This is a genomic window from Spirosoma sp., from assembly GCF_048594605.1.
Taxonomy (GTDB): domain Bacteria; phylum Bacteroidota; class Bacteroidia; order Cytophagales; family Spirosomataceae; genus Spirosoma.
Window position 1 is genome coordinate 55,279 of sequence record NZ_JBMDWV010000133.1, and the last position, 25,853, is coordinate 81,131.

General features: G+C 46.9%; 18 protein-coding genes. 5 read left to right on the forward strand and 13 right to left on the reverse strand.

The features are described from left to right. Positions 1 to 30: 30 nt before the first annotated feature. The 4 genes from ACOJS8_RS08455 to ACOJS8_RS08470 all read right to left on the reverse strand — a co-directional run bounded on the left by ACOJS8_RS08455 (position 31) and on the right by ACOJS8_RS08470 (position 9,984). Positions 31 to 2,895 carry a TonB-dependent receptor domain-containing protein gene (locus ACOJS8_RS08455; RefSeq protein WP_420148099.1) on the reverse strand — a complete coding sequence of 955 codons (2,865 nt, stop codon included), beginning with the start codon at positions 2,893 to 2,895 and terminating at the stop codon, positions 31 to 33. 282 nt (positions 2,896 to 3,177) lie between these two features. Then, complete coding sequence (locus ACOJS8_RS08460; RefSeq protein WP_420148100.1) at positions 3,178 to 5,745, reverse strand: TonB-dependent receptor; 2,568 nt, start codon at positions 5,743 to 5,745, stop codon at positions 3,178 to 3,180. 451 nt (positions 5,746 to 6,196) lie between these two features. After that, positions 6,197 to 6,877: a hypothetical protein gene (locus ACOJS8_RS08465; protein ID WP_420148101.1), complete on the reverse strand. Its 681-nt coding sequence runs from the start codon at positions 6,875 to 6,877 to the stop codon at positions 6,197 to 6,199. Between the two features lie 269 nt (positions 6,878 to 7,146). Continuing rightward, positions 7,147 to 9,984 carry a T9SS type A sorting domain-containing protein gene (locus tag ACOJS8_RS08470; protein WP_420148102.1) on the reverse strand — a complete coding sequence of 946 codons (2,838 nt, stop codon included), beginning with the start codon at positions 9,982 to 9,984 and terminating at the stop codon, positions 7,147 to 7,149. 430 nt (positions 9,985 to 10,414) lie between these two features. Between ACOJS8_RS08470 and ACOJS8_RS08475 the strand changes: the two genes are divergently transcribed. Then, positions 10,415 to 12,250: a M61 family metallopeptidase gene (locus ACOJS8_RS08475; RefSeq protein ID WP_420148103.1), complete on the forward strand. Its 1,836-nt coding sequence runs from the start codon at positions 10,415 to 10,417 to the stop codon at positions 12,248 to 12,250. Between the two features lie 13 nt (positions 12,251 to 12,263). Here ACOJS8_RS08475 and ACOJS8_RS08480 read toward each other — a convergent pair whose 3' ends face one another. The 3 genes from ACOJS8_RS08480 to ACOJS8_RS08490 are packed head-to-tail and all read right to left on the reverse strand — an operon-like array spanning position 12,264 to position 14,600. Continuing rightward, positions 12,264 to 13,343 (reverse strand): hypothetical protein, encoded by a 1,080-nt coding sequence (locus ACOJS8_RS08480; protein WP_420148104.1) that lies wholly within the window; start codon positions 13,341 to 13,343, stop codon positions 12,264 to 12,266. Positions 13,344 to 13,345: 2 nt separating this feature from the next. Next, positions 13,346 to 14,071 (reverse strand): hypothetical protein, encoded by a 726-nt coding sequence (locus ACOJS8_RS08485; protein ID WP_420148105.1) that lies wholly within the window; start codon positions 14,069 to 14,071, stop codon positions 13,346 to 13,348. Continuing rightward, positions 14,043 to 14,600 (reverse strand): RNA polymerase sigma factor, encoded by a 558-nt coding sequence (locus ACOJS8_RS08490; RefSeq protein WP_420148106.1) that lies wholly within the window; start codon positions 14,598 to 14,600, stop codon positions 14,043 to 14,045. The genes ACOJS8_RS08485 and ACOJS8_RS08490 overlap by 29 nt, the downstream gene beginning before the upstream one ends. Before the next feature lie 299 nt (positions 14,601 to 14,899). Here ACOJS8_RS08490 and ACOJS8_RS08495 point away from each other — a divergent pair, with 299 nt between their 5' ends. From ACOJS8_RS08495 to ACOJS8_RS08510, 4 genes are all read left to right on the forward strand, one after another. Continuing rightward, positions 14,900 to 17,116, forward strand: coding sequence for a penicillin acylase family protein (locus ACOJS8_RS08495; RefSeq protein ID WP_420148107.1), 2,217 nt, complete (start codon positions 14,900 to 14,902; stop codon positions 17,114 to 17,116). 128 nt (positions 17,117 to 17,244) lie between these two features. Next, positions 17,245 to 18,366 carry a hypothetical protein gene (locus tag ACOJS8_RS08500; RefSeq protein WP_420148108.1) on the forward strand — a complete coding sequence of 374 codons (1,122 nt, stop codon included), beginning with the start codon at positions 17,245 to 17,247 and terminating at the stop codon, positions 18,364 to 18,366. Positions 18,367 to 19,123: 757 nt separating this feature from the next. Next, positions 19,124 to 19,561: a hypothetical protein gene (locus tag ACOJS8_RS08505; RefSeq protein ID WP_420148109.1), complete on the forward strand. Its 438-nt coding sequence runs from the start codon at positions 19,124 to 19,126 to the stop codon at positions 19,559 to 19,561. Between the two features lie 38 nt (positions 19,562 to 19,599). After that, a complete protein-coding gene (locus ACOJS8_RS08510; protein ID WP_420148110.1) occupies positions 19,600 to 20,091 on the forward strand; it encodes a response regulator in 492 nt (163 codons plus the stop codon). 337 nt (positions 20,092 to 20,428) lie between these two features. Here ACOJS8_RS08510 and ACOJS8_RS08515 read toward each other — a convergent pair whose 3' ends face one another. From ACOJS8_RS08515 to ACOJS8_RS08540, 6 genes are all read right to left on the reverse strand, one after another. Next, positions 20,429 to 21,919: a capsule assembly Wzi family protein gene (locus ACOJS8_RS08515; protein ID WP_420148111.1), complete on the reverse strand. Its 1,491-nt coding sequence runs from the start codon at positions 21,917 to 21,919 to the stop codon at positions 20,429 to 20,431. Between the two features lie 208 nt (positions 21,920 to 22,127). Next, positions 22,128 to 22,355 carry a hypothetical protein gene (locus tag ACOJS8_RS08520; protein ID WP_420148112.1) on the reverse strand — a complete coding sequence of 76 codons (228 nt, stop codon included), beginning with the start codon at positions 22,353 to 22,355 and terminating at the stop codon, positions 22,128 to 22,130. Positions 22,356 to 22,386: 31 nt separating this feature from the next. Beyond that, positions 22,387 to 22,749 (reverse strand): LytTR family DNA-binding domain-containing protein, encoded by a 363-nt coding sequence (locus tag ACOJS8_RS08525; protein WP_420148113.1) that lies wholly within the window; start codon positions 22,747 to 22,749, stop codon positions 22,387 to 22,389. 252 nt (positions 22,750 to 23,001) lie between these two features. Then, positions 23,002 to 23,421 carry a hypothetical protein gene (locus tag ACOJS8_RS08530; protein ID WP_420148114.1) on the reverse strand — a complete coding sequence of 140 codons (420 nt, stop codon included), beginning with the start codon at positions 23,419 to 23,421 and terminating at the stop codon, positions 23,002 to 23,004. A 789-nt stretch (positions 23,422 to 24,210) separates the two neighbouring features. After that, positions 24,211 to 24,528 carry an AtuA-related protein gene (locus tag ACOJS8_RS08535; protein WP_420148115.1) on the reverse strand — a complete coding sequence of 106 codons (318 nt, stop codon included), beginning with the start codon at positions 24,526 to 24,528 and terminating at the stop codon, positions 24,211 to 24,213. Continuing rightward, positions 24,525 to 25,847 (reverse strand): acyclic terpene utilization AtuA family protein, encoded by a 1,323-nt coding sequence (locus ACOJS8_RS08540; RefSeq protein ID WP_420148116.1) that lies wholly within the window; start codon positions 25,845 to 25,847, stop codon positions 24,525 to 24,527. Before ACOJS8_RS08540 ends, ACOJS8_RS08535 begins: the two co-directional genes overlap by 4 nt. Between the last annotated feature and the right edge of the window lie 6 nt (positions 25,848 to 25,853).

Below are 25,853 nucleotides of genomic sequence, written 5' to 3' on the forward strand. Positions count from 1 at the left end.
CTCGGTCAGCAATGATCGAGGCTTTTTACTTTAGCGCATTAATTCGTCAAATGTAAGGCTAACGTAGTACAAGCCCCCAATTTGCGCCAACCCATACCCCTGAGCATAATATTTATTTAGAATATTGGTCCCGCCTAGTTTAATCAGTGATTTAAGCAGTGGAATCTTATAAGAGACTTGGGCATCCAGGCTTGTCCAGGAAGGAAGCCAAACATCTCCTGCCGTGATTCCCTGTTCGTACCACATTTTATCTGTCCATCGGTACGTTACGTTGATGCCAAGGTGGTCGGTTAGACGAGGATTACTCAACGAAACTGTATATCGATTTTCGGGTGAATTGAAGAAATTTCGGCTTAACTGCACTACTTCAGGATCGCTCATTTTGCGTTTTATAACAGGTGCTCCGGCTAAATCAGTGCGAATCACTCCCTGATCATCACGAAGCGTTACCAGGCCAATTTGATGGGTATAATTACCCTTTAGTGTAAAACCATCGCCCAGATTATAGTCAATAGTAAGACCGGCTCCCCGTACGAAAGCTTCGTTTCTGTTATTGACGTTAACCTGTAAGGTACGGTAATTGACGGAGCTTAAAAGTGCAGTCGTACTGGTTCCCGGAGTAAGCAACTGATACAATGTCTGGAAAGAAAGGAGATCGGAATACTGGCTGGAAAAATAAAAGGCATCAACAAGCATTTTGTTCTTAATTAGCGTTTTATAGCCGACTTCCCATGTCTTTAACTTTTCCGTCGTAAATCGATTTGGGTCGATGGAATATACTCTCGGCGGAGGAATTGCTTGTGGATTGCTCTGGTAAAGTACGGTTTCGCTTTGTAAATAACCTGGATTTACGTTCAGTCCAGTACTGTTATAAGCGATCGGTAAACCTCCCACCTGACCTCCTAAACCGGGAGCTGGTGCCGAAAACAGTTGCTCGGGAGTTGGATTATGGAAGGCTGTCTGCCACGATGCACGCAAGTGATGTACACCATAGCTGATTACAGTTGAAAAACGAGGGGTTAAGCCGCCTTTCAGGTACTGATTTTCATCGTACCGAATGGCTAACGTTGGCTTGATCGTTACGTTATCCAGATTTATTTCTTTGGAAGCCTGAACATAAGCACCGATTTCGTTAATCGTGTATTCTGAGCCATCGTTTTTAAGTGCGAAAGACGTACCTCCTGACTCAAGAGCGTAGTGTCGCCAACTGGCTCCTACCACTACGTCTGCTACCCGCAGAAAATCTTTAAATGAGTACATGCCTTCGTAATGCCAGAGCTGCGAATCATCGCGGAAGCGTCGACCACGAGCAATGGTAGAACCTGGAATAAAATCGGTGTTGTACGTATTGGCGTAGGCATCTCGCAGTGTATTAAATTGATTTGAGCCAGGTAAGTAACGACCCCGATCCGCTTCTGTACGAGCCAGGCCAACACTGACTTTGGTTTCTACGTAGGCCTGCCCAAATTCAACGGCCCACTGATTCAATGATTTCCAGCTATTGTTTATGGCGGTAGCGGTCTGCCCAACGTTCCATCCATCGGCGTTCTGTTGGGTGGTATATGCTCGTAAAAAGAAATTTTTACCCCGCACCTCAGCCTTGAACTGATGCCGTTGATAATTGGGAAAGTACTCGCGGTAATTATTGGTACGAATGAAATTCCCGGAACCATAATACCACCCTAACGACGCTTCAATATTATCAGAAAGTTTATAGTGCAACGACGCATTAGCCCGGTTATTAAAGACCTTGCCGTTGTTGCCCAGAATGTCCAACTCTGTATATCCGTTACGTGTCACTAACTTTCTGCTTAGCAGGATATTTGCGTAGTTGTCGGGGAATCGGAAGGCACCACCGCCATTGACATCATCTCCGTATATATTTACACCATCGTACTCAAAATTGGTATTGGCATTATTAATCGGTGCGTACCCGATGCCTGTAGCGACACCTCCTCGACCGGCATCGGTCAGAAAGAAGCTGCTTCGGGCGCTCGTCGAGCGATCACTGTAGTCGTCGGCAATGAAATCAGTAGCGCCAATGTGTTGAAAATTAACTTTTACTGCCAGTCTTTCGCTGATTTCTCTGGCATAGCGAAAGGATAAATCTGTGTAGCTCTTCGGACCAAAATTGGTTTTTCCTACGTTATTAACTCCCACTTTTACCTGAGCGCTTAAACCCTGGTACGTAAACGGATTTTTGCTTGTCGTTAACATTAGCCCTTGCATGGCGTCCGGGCCATAGAGTGCCGATGATGCACCAGGAACCAGATCAATACTTTCAACGTCCAGGTCGGGAAGGCCTGCTACGTTTCCAAAACCAGAACCCAGCCCGGGTGAACGATTATCCATTCCGTCGGTAAGCTGCAAAAAACGGCTATTGTTGGTCGAGCTAAATCCACGCGTATTTACCGACTTGAACGTTAGGCTTTGGGTTAAGAAATCAACACCTGTTACGTACTGCAAAGCGTCGAATTGGCTGATCGCCGGAGATTGCTGAAAGGATTGTGCACCAAGTTTTTCTACTGTTAGCGCTGCATTCTGAATATCTTCAGGAGTTCGACTAACGGCTACTGTCGTCTGGTCGGTCAAGATTTTTTCGGCCGTAAGCTGTACAACAATATGGCGGAAATTATTCCCTCGTACGGGAATATTCTGTTGGTAATGGCCTATAAACGATACGGTAAGTGTAAGCGGCAGGGACTCCGTTGACTGAAAAGAAAATTGGCCATCAGCTTTTGAAACCGTGCCCTGACTGGTCCCTCGAATAATAACAATGGCCCCTTCCAGTGGCTGATTCTTTTCGTCGGTGACGATACCTGCCAGATTTAGTTGTGCCCAAACCGCTGTCGTACTTAGTAAGAAAAGTACTATGTAGAGAGAGAAAAACTTCATAGTTGGATTGATAAAGCATAGGCTTAGTCGCGCAGAAAGCAGTCTAACACAGCCCTAGCAATCCGTAAAACTACGAAAGCTGTTCGTGTTTAAGTAAATTTAACACAAACAGCTTTCGCAAATGTAAAAAATGTCTCCTAAATAAAAAGTTACTTAGTTTGTTTGTCTGTAAACTAAATGACTCTAGCTGAATAGGAGTTTAAGCATTCAGGTACTTATACTGTACGAGATCATTACGTATCATATAACGGCCGGAACACAAGTTATTGCTAATACTTGTTGTTAAAATGTATATCGTAACGTAATACCATAGGTACGTGGGTCACCTACAATTCCGGCATAATGCCCGGCACTACCCGGTGCTGCCAGTAACTGTTCGTAGTAATTTGTATTGAACAAGTTTCTAGCCCAGACAAATGCCGAGATTCCGCTTGAGGCTCTGAAACCAAGTCGGCTGTTTATCAATGAGTAGCCGTCTATATTTAAATACTGGGAAGGTGATGGGCTCGATGAAAACGATGAACGATAAAAAGCGTCTACACCAAAAAAGTAATTACCTTTTAAGCTGATGAGTTTTCCTCTAGCTGTCACCTCACCTCCTACAGAACCTGACCATTTTGAAATGCCGGGTAACGCACCCCCCGAAATGTCTTTGAAGGCTTGCTCGCCACCGGTTTCTTCGAGAGGAACAGGGGCGTTTTTAAACGTTACGTATTTGCCGTCTGTATAAGCAACGGCTGCGTTCAGCGTTAAGAAATTGGCTACTCGTATATTTCCGTCTAGTTCAATACCTACTACGCGAACTTTCTCTGCATTAGCCAGATAACCTCTGTTTACTCCCGGTTCTGCCGTTTGTACCTGTGTCTGGTAATCTTTAATCTCGGTATTATGGAACACTACGTTCAGAACAGAATTAGGCGTTGGCTTTGTTTTTACCCCAAATTCGAGATGATTTACAAACTCAGGCTTTACTCTGGCTAAGTCAAGTAGTACCTGCCCATTGGCCGTTGGCAATCCACCAATATTAACCCCAACAGGCTTATAGCTTATCGAATACGTACCAAAAGCATTGAAAGCACTGCTTGCCCGATATTGTAAGGTGAGCTGACCAGAGAAATTTCCTTCCGATACATCGGTATCAAACGCCTGGTTCGTATAAACGCCGTTCTTTAGGGCAATCAGAGCAGGGTCGGTTGTCTGCAGACCTCCGTACGTTTCCCGTTTGTAGTTGGCTACTTTCTTGTCGTAGTTATAGCGAACGCCCGGCAGTATGTGAATTCTGTCGGTTACGGCCCAGTCTACTTGTCCGAAAACAGCTAAGCCTGTACTCTGAATGCGGTTGGTTGTACGAATACCAAAGTTATCGAACAGGCCGGGCGTTTTCCATAGGGCGCTAGTGGAGCTTTGCGCGAAACGCCATTGGGCCGAACCCGCTTCTTCAGTCTGTACCGGGTCAGATTTTAAATCCTGCCATAGTCCGAATAAGCCAACAACACCGCTTAACCGGGACGAAATCTTGCCGGAGTAGCGTATCTCCTGCGACCACTGATCATGTACCGAATTCCCGGCAGAAATAGTAAAGACGGGCAGGCCAATGTAATCACGGTCATTCAACGGAGTCCATTTCCAGTAGCGCCATGCAGTTGTAGAGGTTAGCGTACCACCACCTAGTTTAATGTCAGCGTTCAACGATACACCACCAAGCTGATTATCCGCTTTTGAGGGCGTGTCGAGGTCAACGATACGTTCAAAAGCGCTTGAATAAGGAAGTTTATAATTCAAATCGGCAATGATCGCATTGAACTGACGGTAAGCGGCTCGTTTTGTCGGAACAACTCCGGCTACTGGCCAACCGTATCCATTCGGTTTTTGGTCAGACACATCCGCAATCAGGGTAATTTTTACGTTGTCGGAAGGTGCATATAGGAGCTGGCCTCTTACGCCAATGTTATTAATGTCATTGATCGGAAGTTGCGTATGCACGTTATAGAACGTACCATTACGTTGCGTGCCGGTAAATGATACTCTGGCGGCAAGCTTGTTGCTGAGTGGACCAGTGAGTGAGGCTTTAGCCTGGATGTATCCGTAATTGCCATAACTTAACTCGAAACTTCCGCTTGGTGTAAAACCGGCAGGACGGGTTGTAATATTGAAGGCCCCGGCTGTTGTGTTTTTGCCAAATAATGTTCCCTGAGGGCCACGTAATACTTCGACCTGTTCAATATCGATAAAATCGAGCGCTGTAGCCGCCGGACGAGCGTAGTAAACACCATCCACATAAAATCCGACACCCGGGTCAATACCATCGTTCGTCAAGCCGTACGTAGAACCTAAGCCGCGAATATTCAGCGTAGTGTTCCGGGCATTGGAAGCATATAACTGAACCGTTGGCACCAGTTCTTTTAATCGGTTTACGTTGAAAGCTCCGGCATCCTCAGCACGCGTACCCCCTACGATTGAAATCGGGATGGGAACGTCCTGCGCTGACTCCTGCCGCCGTCGGGACGTAATCACTACGTCGTCCAACTGATTAGCGGCCTCTTGAAGCAGAATTTCTACGTTATTATCGGTTAAAACCACTTCCTTCGTCTGATAACCGACAAACGAAATCACTACTGTAAATGGTAATTTTTGAGCAGTTACTAGATTAAACTGGCCGTTTATGTCCGTTACTGAGCCATTGGTTATGCCTTTGATAGTTACGGTAGCGCCAATTAGTGCTTCTTTGGTAATGGCATCAACAATTTTTCCAGATACGGTCGAATTTATAACGGGTGCATTCTGGGCTGATAAGTATGAAGGTGTGAAAAGTACCCCTAGCAGAAAAATTGCTTTTAAAACTTGTTTCATTCCTAACTGTGTTTGGTCGTAGCCGGGCCTCAGTGAATCGTGTTAGCAACCAGGAAGTTGTACGGGATTTTGAGTGCCTTCGTAGTGATTTGTTTGATGTTTTACGCATTCTCCCTATTCTCCCGATATTAGATAGACTATTAGTAGTTATAATCTATTGAATTGATAGGGTATGCAAAACAGCACTAACTAAATCGTACTTCCAAACCGAAGTATGAAAAAATTACTTAGTCGATTGATTTTCTTGGTTAATAAATGACGTGTCTTGAAAAAAGTCAATAATGTTCGAAGTGCTTGTTATTTTGTTAAAGTAGGAGCTATTTAGGTATAGTCATCTCATAATAAGAGTTTTCGCTAAGTTATGAAGTCGTGTTTGAGCCAGTTCATAGAACATGAAAAAGCCGGGAAAGTACATTGGTACTTTCCCGGCTTTTTATAATAAGTAAGCTTTTTAAGCAGCTCGACTACTTTGCGGACGACGCAGAATTGGCGAACGTAGCGTTTGCGAACTGGCTTCTTCAATAACCTGTTCGGACACCATGCCCAGATGATTGGCACGTTTCAGTACGTAATCGAATGGCATATTGAAATAATTAGCTACTTCACTGCGGAAACTATCCGGAAAGCGAGACAAACGCAGGCCAAAAAACTTACGTACTTCGGCCTCAGGAAGCATAGCAGCCAGTGCTACGCGCTCGGCTTCAGTCAATAGCTCTTTCCGCGATGAATAAAGATATTCCAGGCCAATAGAAGCCGCCAGAATATTTAGAAACAGGTTTTTATACATGGTCGACAGTTCGCTGGGCAGTATAACCCAACCCTGTTCCCGGAATTTTGCTGAAAAGCCCGTCAGGCCCTGTTCACCACGAATTTCGCCTGCAATGAATTCATCTGGGAAACGAAGGCGGTCATCTGTTTTCTGCAAACGAAAAACAACGGCTTCTACCGGACTTTTCTGGAACAGAAGGTTCGCAGGAATGGCCCGCGTGTTTTCCCACTGATCAGTCATGCGCATAAAAAGATTCTCATTAACCGGCAAATTCTCAGAATTGCCCAGGCTTACAAGCATTTGTCGGAAAGAGGCCAGAAAATCGATCTGGAGCTGGTTTGGATTTGAGCGTCCTTTCTTCATGCAGATTGAGTTGCCAAATGTGGTTTTAGTACCGATATCTGGCTCATTAGTATGGTTGTTCGTTGAAAAATTGGGGTAGTAAATATAGTGAATAAAGAGTTGATTACAAAGGAGTAAGGCAAATAAGAACGGGTTAATTCGAGGTAGAAAACACACTTGCTTTTTATCTCTCATGGTTAACTGATTTTCATAAAAAAAAGATCTGCCTATGTCGACATAGGCAGATCTTTTTTTGTAATCAACCGGGAAATGAAAAGAATCGGCTAAGGTTAGTTGACCACTAAGCGATACGTCCGGGTTTGCCCACGTTCTTCCACCTTCAGTAAATAAACCCCGGCTGTCAATTTGCCCTGAGTACTCAGCTCAAGACTCGTTTCAGTTTTGCTAACTTTCTGAAAGCTGATGGCCTGCCCCCCTGCCGAATAGAGCGAAATTGCCGCGTTTTGGGGCTCGTCCAAGCTAAGGGTGAATCGATGCCCACTAACCGGATTTGGATATACTCCATACGCTTCGCTACGTAGTACGATGCTAATAGCTGGATAGCGGGTAGTTTTCCCGTCCAGATCGACTTGAGTCAGGCGGTAATAGCTGGTGCCTCGGTACGCTTTCTCATCGATCAGTGTATATGTGCTACGTTGGAAACTTTGTCCTTCCTTGGCCTGTATTTTGCGAACTAGTTCGAAGTTGGTTAAATCTTTACTACGTTCAAGCAGGAAATGGCTGTTGTTGCGTTCGTTGGCAGTTACCCAGTCGAGTTGAACAGCCCGATCATTGACAGAATTCGCCGTAAATGAAACCAAGTTAACAGGGAACGGATTTCCGCAATTATTACTGTTGAGCGTTACGGTGATTGTTCTGATCACACAGCCACCCACCGTTAGGGTACAGACGTAGGTACCGTTATCAGATGGCGCGAAGGACGTGAAGTGGATCTCGCGGGAGGTTGAGATAGCACTGCCGTCTTTTGTCCACGAATACGTAGTGTTTGGAAAATCTGGCGCGCTTAGTGTGTAAGGTGATCCCACACAAGGCTGGTCTGTATTAGTTACTGACTGAGCTTCCAGTGGTTTAATGGAAACCGTGGTGACGGTTGAATTGCCGCAATTGTCGGTCAGTCGAATATCGTACGTTGCGTTGGCGTCCAGATTGTCGATCGTATATGTATTCGTGGTTAAGCCAGAAGCCTCGGTTGTCCAGGTAGATGAACTGGCTGGTTTGATTTCGAGCAGGTAAGGCGACACCCCGTTAAATTCAAGAATTGCTTTTCCGGTGGCCAGCGTAGTGTTTCCATCTTCGCAAACAATACCTACTTTTTTTGTGATAACTGGAGGTGCGCCGTCCGGATTGATGGTATAGGTTTTTGTCGCAGAAACCTCCGTGTCACACGCTGTTTTTGCATAAGCTCTGACTGTATAATTTCCTGCGGCCAGATTGGCAAATGTTCCGTTCGTGTTTGTGGCAATAACACCGCCAGAAGCATTTTGCAGATCGAATTTAACGACGCCCCAGCCATTATAATCAAGCGTACTGGTAATGGTGCCTGTTCCTCCACAAAGCATTGTCGTGCTTCCATCCAGATTAAAAACCAAACCTGGATCAGTCGAGCTATTATTGGGTACAGCAAACGTAAAACTGGTTGGTCCACAACCGGTAGACGTGGTGCTAATTTGTCCCGTATAGATACCGGGCGTCAAGTTTCGCCAGGTCACATAATTTTTTCCATCGTAATCACCAGGGATGGGTGGCGAATAAGGCCCTGATGGACCTGATATGAGGTTAAATACCGATCCGGCATTATAGGCGCCTAAAGCACCACCCGTAAACAATATCCGAGCATCTTTTGCCCCAGGCGTAACAGCACACTCCAGAATATCCTGAACGATGACCGTTGTAGCTCCTCCCGGACCAGCGGGCACGATAAATTCTGTTTCTGTATTCGAGCAGGCATCCGTTATCGTTACATCGTATCCGGCGGCTACGTAATCAACCTCCGTCAGAAAGCGATAGACGGCAGGATCCGTATAGGTGTTGGTGGCTAACACTGTACCCGTAGCGTGATCTTTAATGGTTATCGTGAGCGGGTAAGAATACCGATGTTGGGTAGACATGATATTCACTCTGTTTACACCACCGCTATTTGTGTTGCACGACGTAGTATTATTTACATCGAACAGGCGAACGAAATTACTGTTATTATCCAGGTCGATACAGGTTACTTCGGGCTCACCGCAGGGGCTGGTTGTCCGAATAACCAAATTTCTGTAAGCTCTCGGAAATACCGGTATTTGTAGATCGGCAGACGTATTCATGGTGAATGAATAGACCGGCGAGGCTCCTGCAGGCACTGAGCATGGATCAGGCAGACTGCCACTCGCTGTTACGTCGAAAATTTCGACCTTATAGCCCGGTATGAAGTTGATTGCGCTGCCATTGACATGCAAGCGCCCATAAATCTTGTAATTGTTACAATCTACATCGACTGCACTTTCGAACTTAAACGATGCTTTGGGATTGGTGGGCACCACATCGACCATTTGAGTGGTAAATACGCCACACTGGTCTTTCGCACGCACCAGGTACGTGCCATAGCTACCCGTTGCCGACGTTACGTTAAACGTCGATGACGAGCTGTAGGTTAATCCTGCATCGGGCGTGTTGGCGTTGGTTGTTTTCAGGAATGTGTATTCAACGGGTGTTTTACCGCCTGTAGTGTTGGCTGTAATGGTAGCACTAACGGCATAGCTACCCGAGCAAACATTCGATACAGTTGTGCTTAACGCCAATGGGGTATAATTGTTGGCTACATTGACAGTTACCGAAACAGGGCTACAGCCATCTTTAGTAATTGAGATCGTGTAGCTACCTGGCGGCAGCCCTTCAAACGTATTAGCACTTTGAGCGGTGGTCTGGTAACCACCACCAGCGGGCCCCGAAGTGATTTGATACAAAGCGCCTGAAATACCATTGCCGCCCGTAACAGGAACATCAGAAGGGTGACTGAGTTGAATGATGCCATTCGAGGGGCAGGTCGCGGCCGTTATATTTTGGGTAAAACTAGCCGCCGTAGGGCATTGAGCGAATCCCACACTGGAGCTAGCATGCAACATAACCAGAGGCAAATCTGGACGAAAAGGAGTTTTTTACGCATACGTTTTTGTAAAACAGTGATTTAAGAAAACAACAGTATTTTATGTACATATTAATATGTGATTAGTTGACTTGTATAATAGGAAAAAGTAACAAAAAAACTAAATGTATATACATGAATAAGAGCGCTTTAGTCTCTACATTTTCATACAAACTAATCCTTCGGAAGCTTTTGAGCGGTGACTTGGTTTAAGGCTACTGCTGTTTATAAGTAAGGGGTGGCAACGTGTGTAGCTGTTGTTAGCCGATGGAGCGGAGCTGATTGATGTTTGGCAAGACGTAGTTTAACCTTTTCAATAACTTGTCAGAACGTAGTATCAGCAGACGGGCATAGGGTTATATTTGGTACATAACCTGCCTCCGCAGCCAATTATTCTTGCCCATCAGATCATGATTAAATTCTCGCTACTGGCTCAATCATGGCTTTGTCGCTCTGTTCAAATTATTAACCGGGCAACGTATTATTTGGCTTTTCTGGCTCTCCCCATCCATTCGGCTGCTCAGAAAACGACGCAGATGATGGCTTTCGACGTAACTATGAACCAGCCAGCAAATCACCTGTTTCACGTCACGCTACGTTACGTCAACAAGGGCAGCGAATCGGTCGATTTTAAAATGCCTGCCTGGACACCGGGCTATTACCAACTGATGAATTACGCCAGCAACGTCGATAATTTTCAGGTGACTGATAAAGCCGGAAAGGCGCTAACGTGGGCAAAAGCAGGAAAAAACACCTGGCGCGTGCAGGCCGGTAAAGCGCCCGAATTGAACGTAACGTATGACGTAAAAGCTATGCGCAATTTTGTTGCCGGGAATTATCTGGACGAAAACAAAGGCTACATTTCACCGGCTGGCGTGTTTATGCACGTAGCAAACCAGCTTCAGCAGCCCGTTACCGTTACGTTGCATCCGTATTCTGGCTGGAAATCAATCATTGCGACGGGGCTGGACTCAATTCCGGGGAAAGTCAATACGTTCACGGCTCCTGATTTTGACATACTCTACGACAGCCCCATGCTGATGGGAAATCTGGAGCAGCTTCCTGCGTTTTCAGTGAATGGCATTCCGCATTATTTTATTGGCTATGACCTCGGAAATTTCGACCGGACTCAGTTCATCAACGACCTGAAAAAGATCGTGGATGCGGGAGCGGCCATCATTGGCGACATTCCCTACAAACACTATACGTTTATTGCCATTGGGCCGGGTGGGGGAGGTATCGAACACCTGAACTCTACGTCCATCAGTTTTGATGGTAATGGGCTGAACACACCGCAGGGCAAACTACGCCTGTATAAGTTTCTGGCGCACGAATATTTCCATCATTACAACGTAAAGCGAATTCGCCCCGTAGCACTTGGCCCGTTTGATTACGACCAGGAAAACCGGACGAATATGCTCTGGGTGTCGGAAGGGTTTACCGTTTATTATGAGTATCTGATGCTACGTCGGGCCGGGCTGATGACGGACGATGAACTACTGAGCGCACTACGTGCCAATCTCGCTGCGTACGAAAACAAGCCCGGTCATTTATTTCAGTCGGCGACGCAGGCCAGTTACGAAACCTGGGAAGATGGCCCGTTTGGGCGTACCGGCGACGATGCCTACAAAACCATTTCCTACTACGAAAAAGGGCCGATTCTGGGGATGTTGCTCGACTTCAGGATTCGCCATGAAACGAAGAACAAAAAGTCGCTCGACAACGTAATGCGAACGCTTTATCAGGACTATTATCGGGGAAAAAATCGTGGGTTTACAGATGAAGAGTTTCGGGCCGTCTGCGAAAAAACGGCCGGTACGTCCTTGCAAGAGGTGTTTAACTACGCTTCGACGGTCAAAGCAATCGATTATCCGAAATACCTCAACTACGCTGGATTAGCCATTGACACGACGCTCAGACAAGTTTCTGATACGTGGCTGGGACTGGCTGTACGGGAAAAAGCTGACAGGCTTTATGTATCCGACGTTGAGTGGGAGTCACCCGCCTGGAAAGCTGGTATACGTAGCGGAGCGGTTATTTCCAAACTAAACGACCAAACCGCCACCGTAGCGGGTCTGAAATCACTCAAACCCGGTGCACCTGTCAAGCTGCTGGTCGCTCAGGACGGAGCCACCGACGAAAAGTTGATTCCGCTCGCCAAAAAATCCGAGCGTAGTTTTCAGATAACCCGGTTACCTAATCCCGACAAACTTCAAAAATCGATTTTGGATGACTGGCTTAGGTAGAAGCTGTTTAGGATTAAAAACCAACAACAAGTCGCAGTCCGGGGTAAACATTTTTGAAATTACTCATATAAAGCTCTGGCTGCACTTTGAATAAACCGTTATGATAGACGGTTCCGCCCACACGAATCGTATTTCGCTCAAAAAAATAATCATCCCGACGTAGTGGTAGACCGATGTAAAATGAACCAACTTGTCGGTTGAAGGCGGCTGTGCGACCATCTTTATTGAAGCGATAAAAATTGACCCCTACATTCAGAAAATCGCGAATGGTAATATCCGTATTTGACTGACCAAAAAAGAAATTGCCTGTATACCCAATGCTGTAGCCCACCCGGCGAAACCGACTGGGCACCAACTCCACCTCGAAATTCAGCGACGGTACCCACTGGGTTCGAATAAGCCCTACACCAACGCCAGCATGAAAACTAAGAAACGGCTCGCCAATGAGGCCCGGTGTGCGGAACGTTGGCTTGTTATCGGCGCTTTGTAGTAGACTAAATCCGTATCTGGGATTGGTCAGGTCGTGATGCTTAAAGTCACGTACCGATTCCAGCGCTTTTTCCACTTTCTGATTGACTCCGCCCGTGCTGAGCAGACGTTCAAGATCGTGAAGGCTGTTGACGAAAAAATAAACGGCAAAATCATTCGGAATAGCCTTTGATAAAGCTGGAACCCAGGAAACCTGAAGTGTATCCTGCTGCGTTTTCATCTCAACCGGACTTTCGCCATCCTGAACACGAAAATCGGTGGTAGGTTGTGGCGTGTAACGTAGCGACAAATCCCGCGCTTCGTCACGGAGCTTGAATAGCGTATGGATCGCACGGGTTGGGCTTTGCGTTGTGTCTTCCACTTTGCGGTAGTCGGCCACAAACATACGTAGCACCGAATCGATGTTTTTATGAGCCTGAACCTGCGCGTACCGGTCGAACCCAATCAGCAATGTGTTACGTTGTCCCAGATCAATTTCGATATGACTGATACCGATAAACTTTCGTCGTACTCCGGGCTCGCTCAATCGTGAACCGGTCGATTGGGCCATAGTAATTTCGGCTACGCTCAGCATCAGCGTAGTAATCAGCAGAAATAAACGCATGGTTATTGGCTTTTTTTAGTCGTTAGGGATAATGGAGGTTCTGTCTGACGAGGTTCCGAGACGGGCGCATCGCTACGTCCTGATCCGATACGAACAAAATGGTCGGTTCGGTAAATTTTGGGAGCGGCTTCTTCTTCGGCTCGTAGCTCGTTTTCGTGCATAAGCCGAAATCGTCTCTTCGGCTTAACCGTCGTTACGTTCGGTTTGCTACGTTCCATTGTTTTTTCAGCAACCAAAGATGGTTCGATCGTTGTGGCCGTCGAATCAGCAAGCGGAACTGCTACGTCCTGAATTATAGGATGTGAGACGGATGCTACGTGGGTCGAAGCCTGTGGAGCAACGTATTGTTTTTCAGTCGGTTGTCTGCTTGTTTTTTGACGAGAACGCTGGGCAAAAACAGGGACTAATGTGTCGGCTTTATCCAGCGATTTTGCTTTACCAGATGCTTTAACCGATGGTTTTGGTAAGAAATGATGCGTAGCAACGACAGGCTGATCAGTGTGTGGATTTTGCCAGAAAAACCAACTCAGCACAAGCCCAGCCAGACAAGCGGCTGCCAGCCAAATCCAGCGCATCCGTCGGCGAACGGGCCGAGCCTGAAGTTCAGGACGTAGCTGCGCCCACAACCGTTCCGAATCGAAGGCCGAATCGGGCGGTGGTGCATCGGGCAGCTGCCGGAGTGATTGGCGCACCCAGGCGTCAGGCATTTCGTCGGGTTTCTGCTTCATAGCCGTAATGGGTTAACCAGGTTTGCAACAGGGCACGCGCTTTACTGAGTTGTGATTTTGACGTATTTTCAGAGATATTCAACTGTTCGGCAATTTCACGGTGCGTAAATCCTTCAATCGCGTAGAGATTAAACACGGTTCGATAGCCAGGCGGTAACTCCCGAATCAGGGCGTAAATCCGTTCGGCATCCAGATTTGTATCGGGCAATGGAACCGGATCAGGCTGGCGTTCCGCATCATCGTCGGCCTGAAAAAGCGGTAAGTGTCGGTTGCTACGTAGGTGTTGCAACGCTTCATTGACCACAATCCGCCGAAGCCAGGCTTCCAGTCCGTTATCGTCGCGATACGTAAAATCGGCGATGGCGCGAAATGCTTTCAGAAACCCATTCATCAGTACTTCTTCCGCTTCGGGCTCATTCCGAACGTAGCGCAGACTAACCCGAAACAGCCGGTTCACAAACTGGTCGTACAGCCGCTTTTGGGCAAAAGCGTTCCCGCGCTGGCACTGTTCGACAAGTTGTTTTGACATAGCGGTTGACTGGTTTCAATGACAGAAATGCTGGGTTTGAAAAAAGGGTTGCCTGACCATCAAAATAAAGTTGAATCGGAACGTAACGTCACGGAAATTACTACGAACCTGTTTAAACTTTTCTCTCAAGGGCAGAAATTGGTCTGGTTCTGTCATTCCGACCGTAGGGAGGAATGACAAAATCACTCTCTATGACGTCTATTTTAGAAAGTTTAAACAGGTTCTACGTATCATCGAAGCGATTCCAATCGGGAAATTTTATTTTTGTCAAATAACCTGTCGCTCATCTTTCTTCGTCAATGAATTATTCGCTACGCTCGCTTTTCCAGTCGATTATTGTTTTGTGTAGCATTCTCAGTGCTACGTTCGTTCGTGCGCAATCGTTTACAAAAGCCGAAATTGGGCGCTGGCAACAGCAGGCTAAGCAGATTACGATTACACGCGATACGTGGAGTGTGCCGCATATATACGGAAAAACCGATGCCGACGTAGTGTTTGGTGCGCTGTATACACAATGCGAGGATGATTTTGCCCGCGTCGAAGAAAATTACATCGATGCGATTGGTCGGATGGCCGAAGTGGAAGGCGAGTCTGCTTTATACCACGATTTGCGCGCCCGCCTATTTCTGGATTCGACGCAGGCAATTGCGATCTACAAAAAAAGTCCAGCCTGGATGAAAAAATTGCTCGACGCCTTCGCTGACGGCACCAACTATTATTTATATACACATCCGGACGTAAAGCCCCGATTGCTTACGCGCTTTCAGCCGTGGATGCCGCTGATGTTTAGCGAAGGAAGTATTGGCGGGAATATAAGCGGCATTTCTACGGATCGACTAAAGGCTTTTTATGAGCACAACAAATTCACCTCGTCGATCAACGATTTCGACAAATATGAGCGTGAACCCGTTGGTTCTAACGGCTTTGCGATTGCGCCGTCAAAAAGCGCGACGAAAAACGCGCTGCTGCTGATTAATCCGCATACGTCGTTTTACTTCCGGTCGGAACTCCAGATGAGCAGTCAGGAAGGCTTGAATGCGTACGGCGCTGTTACGTGGGGTCAATTCTTTATCTATCAGGGATTTAACGAGAACTGTGGCTGGATGCATACGTCGAGCGGTGCCGATTCGATGGATGAATACCTGGAAACTATCGAGAAAAAAGGTAATGCCTTTTTCTATCGCTATGGGAACGTAGTAAAACCCGTTCGGACGCAAAAAATAAAACTGCCGTACAAGTCCGGCAATGGGATTCAGTACAAAGAATTTACGCTATACTGGACGCAACACGGCCCCATTGTTGGCGAAAAAGATGGAAAATGGATTGCCGTCAGCATGATGAATACGCCCCTCGAAGCGCTGGAACAATCGTATTTGCGGACAAAAGCGAACGGCTATGCGGGCTATAAGAACGTAATGAAACTGAACGGAAACGCATCGAACAACACCGTTTTTGCGGATCGGGATGGCAACATTGCGTATTGGCACGGCAATTTCATGCCTAAACGCAACCCAAAATTTGACTGGAGCCAGCCCGTTGATGGCAGTAATCCCGAAACAGACTGGAAAGGATTACACGCTGTCGATGAACTGGTTCAGGTGAAGAATCCGGCTAATGGCTGGATACAGAACTGCAACTCAACGCCCTTCACTGTATCGGGCAGCAACAGCCCGGAGAAAAATAAATACCCGATCTACATGGCACCAGACGCCGAAAATTACCGGGGTATTAACGCCGTTCGGGTGCTGAGTCAGAAATCAAATTTTACGCTTGATACGTTGATTGCGGCTGCCAACGACCCGCATCTGGCCGGATTCGACGAGTTGATTCCTGCCTTGATAACAGCGTATCAAACGGTTTCGGCTAATTCTGCCAATAGATCTCAGGACGTAGCAGAGGCCATTCAAATCCTGAAAAGCTGGAACAAAAGCTACGGCACTACGTCGGTTGGAACGACGTTGGCGATTTTCTGGGGCGAAAAAATTCAGCGGCTGGCACGTAGTCGCGTACCAGCAAATCAGCGGCTCGATTTCCTGAGCTTTACGGCGTTCGTGATTGAGAAAACAACCGCACAGGAAAAAATAAATATACTGAAAGAAACGCTCGCTGAGCTAACCCGTGATTTCGGTACGTGGAAAACACCCTGGGGCGACATCAACCGGTATCAGCGATTGACCGGCAAAATTCAGGAAACCTACGACGATCAGCAGCCAAGTATTCCAGTTGGTTTTACGCCCTCTGTGTGGGGTTCACTGGCGGCTTACGGGGCACGTACGGCACCAAATACCAAAAAACGCTACGGCTACGTTGGGAACAGTTTTGTGGCGGTGGTTGAATTTGGCAAAAAAGTAAAAGCCCGATCGGTGGTTACGGGCGGACAAAGTAGCCGACCCAACACGAAGCATTTTACCGACCAGGCTCCGCTTTTTTGCGAGGGCAAATTCAAAGATGTCTGGTTTTACCCCGAAGATGTCCAGCAACACGTCGAGAAAACGTATCATCCGGGGGAGAAGTAGGAACAAAAGTAGATTTCGCCATTTAGTCAACTTAATACCGGCAATACCGATTTGCCTTCCATAAATTGTCAATAGAATACGTATCGTGAATGCGTTCAGAATAGGCGCAGACTAATTTTTATTTTCTTATGTCCGTAAGAAGAACAGGGAGTTGCATGCTGTACTACGTAGTTGTTTTCGTACTCTTGATGGGTAACCAGGCCCAGGTATGGGGGCAGCAAGGGAAGCCTGCCGGAAAAAGCAATACAAAAGCCTCTGAAGGAAAGGTATTAAAATTGGTAGACGAGCATAAAGGGCCTGTGGTGGGCACTAACCATGCCGATGTGCTGGCTAGTAAAAATCGCTCCGGTTTTGAAACGGGGCAGGTCGTCAAAATCAACCAGACGTACCATATGTTTGTCAATGAAATGTTCGATCGACCGAATAGGGATCTGCGCATTTCGTATTGGTCAAGCAACGACGCTGTCAACTGGAAGCGGCACTCAACGATTGTAGAAAGCATTCCCGGCCGAACCCCGACCAATCCCCGTTCGGAGGTTTGGATAACGGGTGTGGTGTTTAACGAAGAGGAAGATGCCTGGAACCTGTTTTACGTGGCCTATCGGGCGGGGGATGAAGCCAAAGGCGAAATTGCGGGCAACGATTATGCCGGGAGGATATGGCGGGCAAAATCGGTACAAAAAGGTCGTGACGGTATTGCCGGACCTTATGCAGACATGGACGTAGTGATGGAGCCGGATAGTACGTCGCAACCCTGGGAGGGGCAGCAGGCCGTTGCCTGTTTTAATCCCTATAAAGTGGGCAACACCTGGTATTCGATGTACGACGGCCATTACCATACGCCCAGGGGCCCCTGGCCGACGGGCATTGCATTCGCAAAAAAACTGAATGGCCCCTGGACCCGGATGCCCGAAGGCTTTAATCCCATCCCGGTAGCCGACGAGTTTATGGAAAATGAAATTGTCTACCAACTGAAAGATGGTCGTTATTTAATGATTTTCGATTCCTTTGGCGATCAGGAAATTGGCTACAGTCTGTCGGCTGATGGCGTGAACTGGGGTCGCGAAGTACGCGTAAAAGTACAATCGGGCAGCAACATGTGGGCCGAAGCGGGCGATCATAGAACCCGCACGCCACTTTGTGCGCTTGAAGAGGATGATGGAACCTTTACCGTAATTTATACGGCCATGACCAACGTAAAGGGCACGAACTTTTACGCGATTGGTAAGTGCACACTGGCCTGGCAATAGGTAAATTTTAGTTGAAGACTTTGGCTTTCCGGCGGGAACAAAAGTGGAACGTAGTGCTTCATATGCGGTGGTCATAAAAAAGGTTACGTTCTCCAGGCCAGCCATTGTCGAAAGCTCATATTCGCCTGTTGTGAATGCCTTAATTGGTTGATAATGAATAATGTATCGATAATGAGGAGTTGTAAATCAACGTTAGTATTGATTCACTTGATTAGTTGTTACACCGGTGATAACGTGGATTTGCCGTTTCGTCCAAAATCAGTCGTCTATTAATCATCAGGGAATCATAAACTAGAGGGCAACCTGAACGTGAAACGTTTATTCAAGAGATGGTATTTGAGGTCGCAGACGGCTTGTAGGGATAAGATTCCGGGAGGGATGTCTTACTTAAGGCGTAAGAAGGGATAAATAGGTTCATACATCAACTGAGTGCAGGTGGGGAGCTTGCCTGGTACGAAGATGTGGTTAATTAGCCACAGGCGCTAAGTACGGTTTAACAGACTATTTACAAAGGTCACCTACGTTAAGCACGCGTGTATAAATGGCATTTGCTGAGAAAAATTCGACAGGTAGAGCAAATTCATTAAACCCGAACGGCTTAATCGAATCTATACCAGTGGATACTCAGCCTGTAGTCCCTGCTAAGACGTTGTTTTGGTATAGTTTTCAAGGGTCTGTAACGGCTAGTTCCTGTAGGCTTGTACGACTTAATTGATAACCATGCACTACGTGAAGATGTAGTGCAGCATCCCATTGAATGAAGAAAATAGAGCATGATTCGGGTAATCAACAACTTAATTATCACCTGAAATTACCCGCACAGTTCGCCAGTTGGAATGGCTTTTATGATGAGTTGATCCGCTTGGGACTCATTCAGCCTGCCACAACGATTATCCGCATTAAGGTCTTTCGGGCAGCGCATAGCGTAAAGGAGGGTAATAGCCTTTCGACCAATCTGCTGTATGAACGTCAGTATATTGAGCGGATGTGTCTGGAAGAATACCGTCAGGAGCGCACGACCCAACCCAGCCACTTGTTGACTATTCAGGAGATAGAGCATCTGATTGATATCGTGAGTAATCAGGCTTCCCGATTAACGGATTGGGATTTACTGATTAAGCTCAAGGAACTCCTGGCATATCAGCAGCAACAGGAAAAAATCAGGGGTAGCGCCCACATAGAGTCCTGGCAATAAAGACTATACTAGTCCATAACCATAGAATCTGACGACAGTTGATAAACGATACTGAAATAGCCTATCTTCCAATACACAGTAGGACTGAATTTCCGATTCTACTGGTCGAAGATGATCTGGCCATTGTGGATACACTCCGGCGCACGGCCAAAACGTACTTTCCTGAAGCCACTATCATTCCCGTTACCACCTTCGAAGAAGCCGTTGTTTATTTCTATAATTTAGAAGGAAAAGGCCCCCGGTTAGTTCTACTTGATGTTCTTCTGCCTGGCGGGCACACCGGTTTAGATTTTCTACAGTTGCTGAAGAGCCATCCACTGGGCAGGCTACTGCCTGTTATTGTGCTGTCCCGGAGCGAGGATGCCACTCATGTCAAAGAAGCTTACCGATTGGGCGCTGCTGCCTTCTCTAATAAGCCATGTTCATTTTCAGAGTGGAAGCGCTTTCTAATTGATCTTCGCTTGTATTGGTATGAGACGGCATCACTTCCGCAAACCTATTTCGAAAAACAGCAGGAACAGAATCATTAATTGATAATGATGGCTATCAGTGTGAGGTAAAATACGAGTCAGATAGCTAGTCGGCCAACCAGGGAGCGATTGTTGACTTAATGTTCACAAACCGTTCCAAAATGTATGATTCACTTTCTTTTGTACAGACGATACGTAGTGCAAAAGAAAGTGGATTCCGAGGCTTTGGGCTTAGGCGATCGATTTTTGAACCGAAGGTCCTATGTACGCTTTCCATAGTAAGCGAAATGAGTTGTCCTGACTACTGGCGGGTGACCCGATTGGAATCCATTAAGTAGGCACGAGTGTTACCGAAATCAAGGAGAGAAGGTGACTACAAAAGGCATCCAGCGTAGCGTTAAAATGATCCGTCTTTTCGAATGCCCAGATAAACTCCCATCGTGTTTTCGTATAAATCTCCTAAATCTGAGGCCATTGATAGGCGAGCCGACATGCCCTTTATCCCCATTATTGGCGACGATACCGATAGCAGTGAAGAAAACTGACGAATTGGGCTGGGAAAGGGCTGTTCGTAACTCCCTAAATTTTCGCTGTATGAGGCTTTAACTTGAAAGGAAAACCAATCCAGCACCTGACCTGAAAGGCCCAGGTGCATAACCGCTACGCGGTTGTTATTGGTAAATCCGTAGTGCGGTAATTCAGTCCGACTGTTCGACGAAGGGCTAATAAAAGGTGTACCAATCGTTTGCCTATAACGTGACCAACCGTCCTGATACTGGGAATGATTGAAGTAATTGTCCCGCCCCCGCTGGGCGTCAACATTTTCTATAAATAAAGCCCCGCCCTGACTCTGGGTATAGAGATATTCAAGCAGCAGGTCTTCGATGTGAACCCTGGATGGATTACGGGGGCGCCGGTTTCGGATGCGCAGGCCATTAAGCCCATCCTGAATATTGGTCAAATAAACCAGGGAGCCGTCTTCATAAACGTTCTGCCGGTAGGCAAACACCGAAAAGGATTGACCGACATACTCAAAACCCAGATCGACCGTTCCTAAATGATTACCAATCCGATTTTCCCGATCAAAGGCACTGACCCGAGCAGAATCATCCGCCGTATTAGCGAGCGATTTTGCCGTGACCACTTTGATGTAATCGCTAAATTGATCCGGCAACTGGTTGTTTTTGACCGTTCCGCCTGACAGGCGTTCCGTAGTTCCACCCCACATGACCTGATGATTGATGCCGGCATAGAGTTTGATTCGCCAATGAGGCTTGCCAAACCGGCCATATAGGGCTTTTTGGTGCAGCATAGCATTGTTGACAAACCGACCGGACTCAAACCAGCCATGGGCGTAGAATCCTTTTATACTAAATAAGCCTTTGTGAGGAATGTAATCGGGGATAGCAACCTGGATTTTGGTCAGGGGTAGGGCATTGCCTGACCAGGCGTAGGAGCCTGAACTCAGGGATGAATCGACCAGACCTATCACTTCTCGTCGTCGGCCCGCCCAGACTTCCAGGCTTTGCCACAACTTAAGCTTAAGATACGCTTCGGGGATGAGCAAACTATAGCGATAGCCCGCGTTAAAGACGGCCTGGGCACCCCAACCCCAATCAATCCGACGCCGGATCGCTTTCAGACTATCGGCACGCGGCAAGCGGGTTCGGTAGTCACGGCCTACCGACTGACGTAGCGTCATGAACGGACTTTGCTCAGGTACAATTCCATATTGATTGCTACGTAACCAGAATGGCGTGTTGGGCGTAGAGGCCGCAAAGTAGCCTGCCTCGGTTTGGTAGTGCCACCTCCGATCAGTTTGCGCCTGGCTGGGCAAAACCGTCATCAACAATAGCAGGCAGAAGAAGCCAGAGGTAGCGGTAGGCATAGATGGATGAAGAAAAGCGTTGGTGCTGAAACTAGTTTCAGCACCAACAGATCGTGAATGGTGAGATTGGTAATTATTTATTGAATTGGTGTAGTTAGTCTGGTAGTCAGGTGCCTGATTGTTTCCAAAATCAGGGCACTTGCTTGCACGAGTAAGTTTGGAAACAAACCCGGCATTAAGTCATGGTTCCAGCCTGTATTGATCGTGGTTAGCGCTCGTCAAACGTTCGGATAGTTTTTAGCTTGAGCTGAAAGAACCGAAAGGCTAAATAACAATAGGCCAGAATGGCTACTGATTTCAAAATGATTTCTACTGGATGATACTCGTAATGGGCTAGTGTTATATCCTGATACCAGTTAACCAAGAACCAGCAATAGATAGCAAAACCCAGTAGCCCTGCCAGAAGAACACTCGTTGTTAATAATGATTGTCTCATTAATGATTGGATTTATGGCTGCAGATCATTATTAAGACATATGAATCGCATGGTGCTTTAGCTTGATCAGAACGGGGTCAATGCGACGGCGGGAGACCTTAATAATTTGCTTGTCCGGCAGACGCACTTCGAGCGTTTTGGCATTATGATAGTCCAGCATTTGGACGAAGCTCGGGTTAATCAGGTCCGACTTATGTACTCGAACAAATCCCGGTAACAGTTCTTCAAACCACTTTAGACTTTTAGCCACCAGCAGGGGTCTAGTATGGGTCTGCAAATGAAGCCGGGTGTAGTTACCGTCTCCTTGCAGGCGGATGATTGTAGTTAATGAAACAGGCCTCGGACAGCCGGGAATTTTAATCGAGTCGATGAGTGGGTTGGCAATAGGTGCCATAGCATGAATGGTTGACAGTAAAATTAGATAAACAAGGTAAAACTGGGCAGCCGCTTTTACCACCCAAACACGTTGTAAGGTTGGTAAACGACAGGATGCAGGTACCGGTTAAATCGTTCTATAGTGTATCATCGCACAGGCCATCGTAAGCGGATTTATTTGAGTCCGTTTAGCCAATCAGTAAATGATACAGAATCACCGGCTACCAGATATTGAGCAGCAAATAGGATTGAAGTAAAAAAAGAGAAAGTCTCATAGCCGCCAGATGGCATGCAACAGATGGAGATGCCTGTATTTAGGAGGCCTATACCCATAAAAGAATAGTGGGAATAATGCCAGAACAAAGGACCAGTTTACAGGTAAAGAGGGTAGCTGCTGGTTGAACGATATAACCGGGCTTGCTGGCAAGATGTCCCGGTAAATAACTACTGTTGATTTAGGTGATTGCGTCGGCTCGGATAAAATATACGTATCGTAGACATCGCCAAAGCTGTCACCCGTTTCTCCCAGGTCAACCTCCAGTACCGCAAACAGATAAAACAGGCTTACCAGAAGTGCTGTCAATTGTATAGTGAGTCGGCCAAACCAATGAACGAAAGCCGAACTCCGACTAATCAGAATAGAAAGTAAATGCGACCTGTCTTTCGTGTAAGCTGTGGTGGCCCTCAACATGGCAATCAAGTAATAGAGTGGGTATAAAACTGGGCAACCGACAAAAGCCATTCCCCTGAGGAGAGTCACATTTGCGGTAATCAGGCAATTAAAGGTTTTCGATTGAGAAGGCTAGCAGGATAGTTAGCTGAGTGTACAAAATGCCTGCCAACGATTTTTTAGAATGATTGCTCAAAGCAATGCAGTCGTTCAACATATGAATAAACAATCTTGCAAGCTCGTTTTGGCAGTTTATTTAATTTTAAATTTAACTATATATTTTGAGGCTATAATTGACATACGCTGACTTAAACAAGTGTAGTTCCCCAATGTTGAGGAATAAAGTCTACAGTGTTGAGGAAGAAAAGGACCTAGGGAACTGTAGACTTTATTTTTAATAAGTCTATATTAACGATCCCGTCTATACGTTGTCATTTATATGTTACGTATCTTACCAAAGGAGCATATTGCTGGAAGTACTACGTAATTACAGCCATAGAGCCAGTTAGCAGTATTGATTCTTTAGATACAGGTGGATTATCGACTGAAGTACGATTCTTTTCGTGAACGAAGAATAATAGTAGGTATAGGATGGTAACTGCGCTACTTGCTCGCCAATCCATCTGACAATTTCCTCTGAATGGTTTTTATTGTCATCGGTTATGGCATATAATTAAAACATTCTCAGGGCGAGATAGATAACGTAACGCGCAAATCAGCTTTTCTGGACCATTCTCTCGTCATCGGGTCACTAAGGGCTTTCAGGGAGAACCATCTCAACCATAAATAAAAAGTAAGGGTGCTTATTTGCTAGAGCTCATTGTCGATAACCATCTCCAGCAGAGCGTAACTCAGGCTTTTACCATGAGTGTCGATCGTTAGTGAAGTGGTCACCCCACCGCTCAATGCCTGTTGACAGACAAAATGTAGAGCAGGCAGATTGGGTAATTCATACCGGGTAATTTCTCCCTGTACCAGATCGCGAAAATGATAGCTGACAGCAGAAGCTGTTACCTTTTCGCATAACAACGGGTAATCCTCCGATTTATAAGGAATCAACGATAGCGTCAGTGTATTTCCTTTGTCCCCCGCCCGACTATGAGCGATGTTATAGAGCTTGATGGTCATGGTTGAAAGAGCGTAACTTGCGGATTGATTTGAGTACGATCTATGAGTGTTGATACAATACCAACCACTTCATGGACATATTTTCGGGCGCCACCGCCACCTGCCGGCCCATTGGTATAAAGCGCTTCGACTTCTTCTCCCACTAGAGCAGCCTGCTCAAAGGTTGACGCTTTACCCGCAATCCGAAGCCGGATTTCGTACGGCTCCGTCCGTTCACCGAAGCTCGTTCGGTGAACGGACGTACTGCCCATGTAATCAATGCGAAGATCAGCAAACTGATCCTGCAATCGTTCCTGAATAATGGCTCCGGCCAGTTTTGCCCGGCCCACTGCATTCGATCCTGCATAGGAAATCTCCCCTTCGCCAACAAACCCAGCATTATAGCCAACGCTGACCTTTAACGTAGTCGGCCGGGATTGTCCTTGTCCACCCGTCGCTTTCACCTGGTTGGGGCCGACTTCCGCCAAATGCACCGTAGTGAAATCGGCTGTTACGTCGGGAGTCAGGTACCGGCTTGGATCCATAACTTCATAAAGCAGCTGCTCTTTAGCCGTTGCTACGCTCATCAATCCACCTGTTCCGTCTACTTTACCAAATACGGCGGTGCCATCTGCCGAAACATCAGCAAAGGGATGGCCCAGATGTGCCATATCTGGAATATCTTTTCTGCCCGGATCAGCAAAATAACCACCCGTCAGTTGGCCCGCACATTCCAGCAAATGACCAATAACCGTGGCCTGCCCAATCCGCTCCATATCTTCCAGCGACCAGCCAAACTCGTGAACCATCGGCGCGACAAATAGCGAAGGGTCGGCCACGCGGCCCGTGATGATGATGTCAGCGTCTGTTGCCAGGGCAGGCAATATAGCATCGGCACCCAGATACGCATTCGCCGAAATTAGTTGCCCGGATTCTTGTAAGAGTTGGCTAGTTTCCAGCGAAATCTCGTGACCCGTAAGCTGATTAAATACATCATCACCCGTTACGACGGCTACGGTTACGGACAACGCAAGCCGTCTGGCAATACCAACGATTACCTCAGCAGCCGCCAGCGGATTAGCTGCCCCCATGTTTGTAATCAGCCGAACGTGGTTATTTAGCAAATGGGGTAATAAACGTTCGATACGTCGTTCCAGCATTGGATCGTATCCGAGTGCTGGATTTTGCCGTTTCCGCTTTTGGGCCAGGGCAATCGTTCGTTCGGCCAGACATTCCAGCACCAGATAGTCTAATTGCCCCTGCTGCGCCAGAATAACCGCCGGTTCTAGTCGGTCGCCGGAGAAGCCGGCTCCACAGCCAATGCGAATGGTTTCTTTCATAGTATC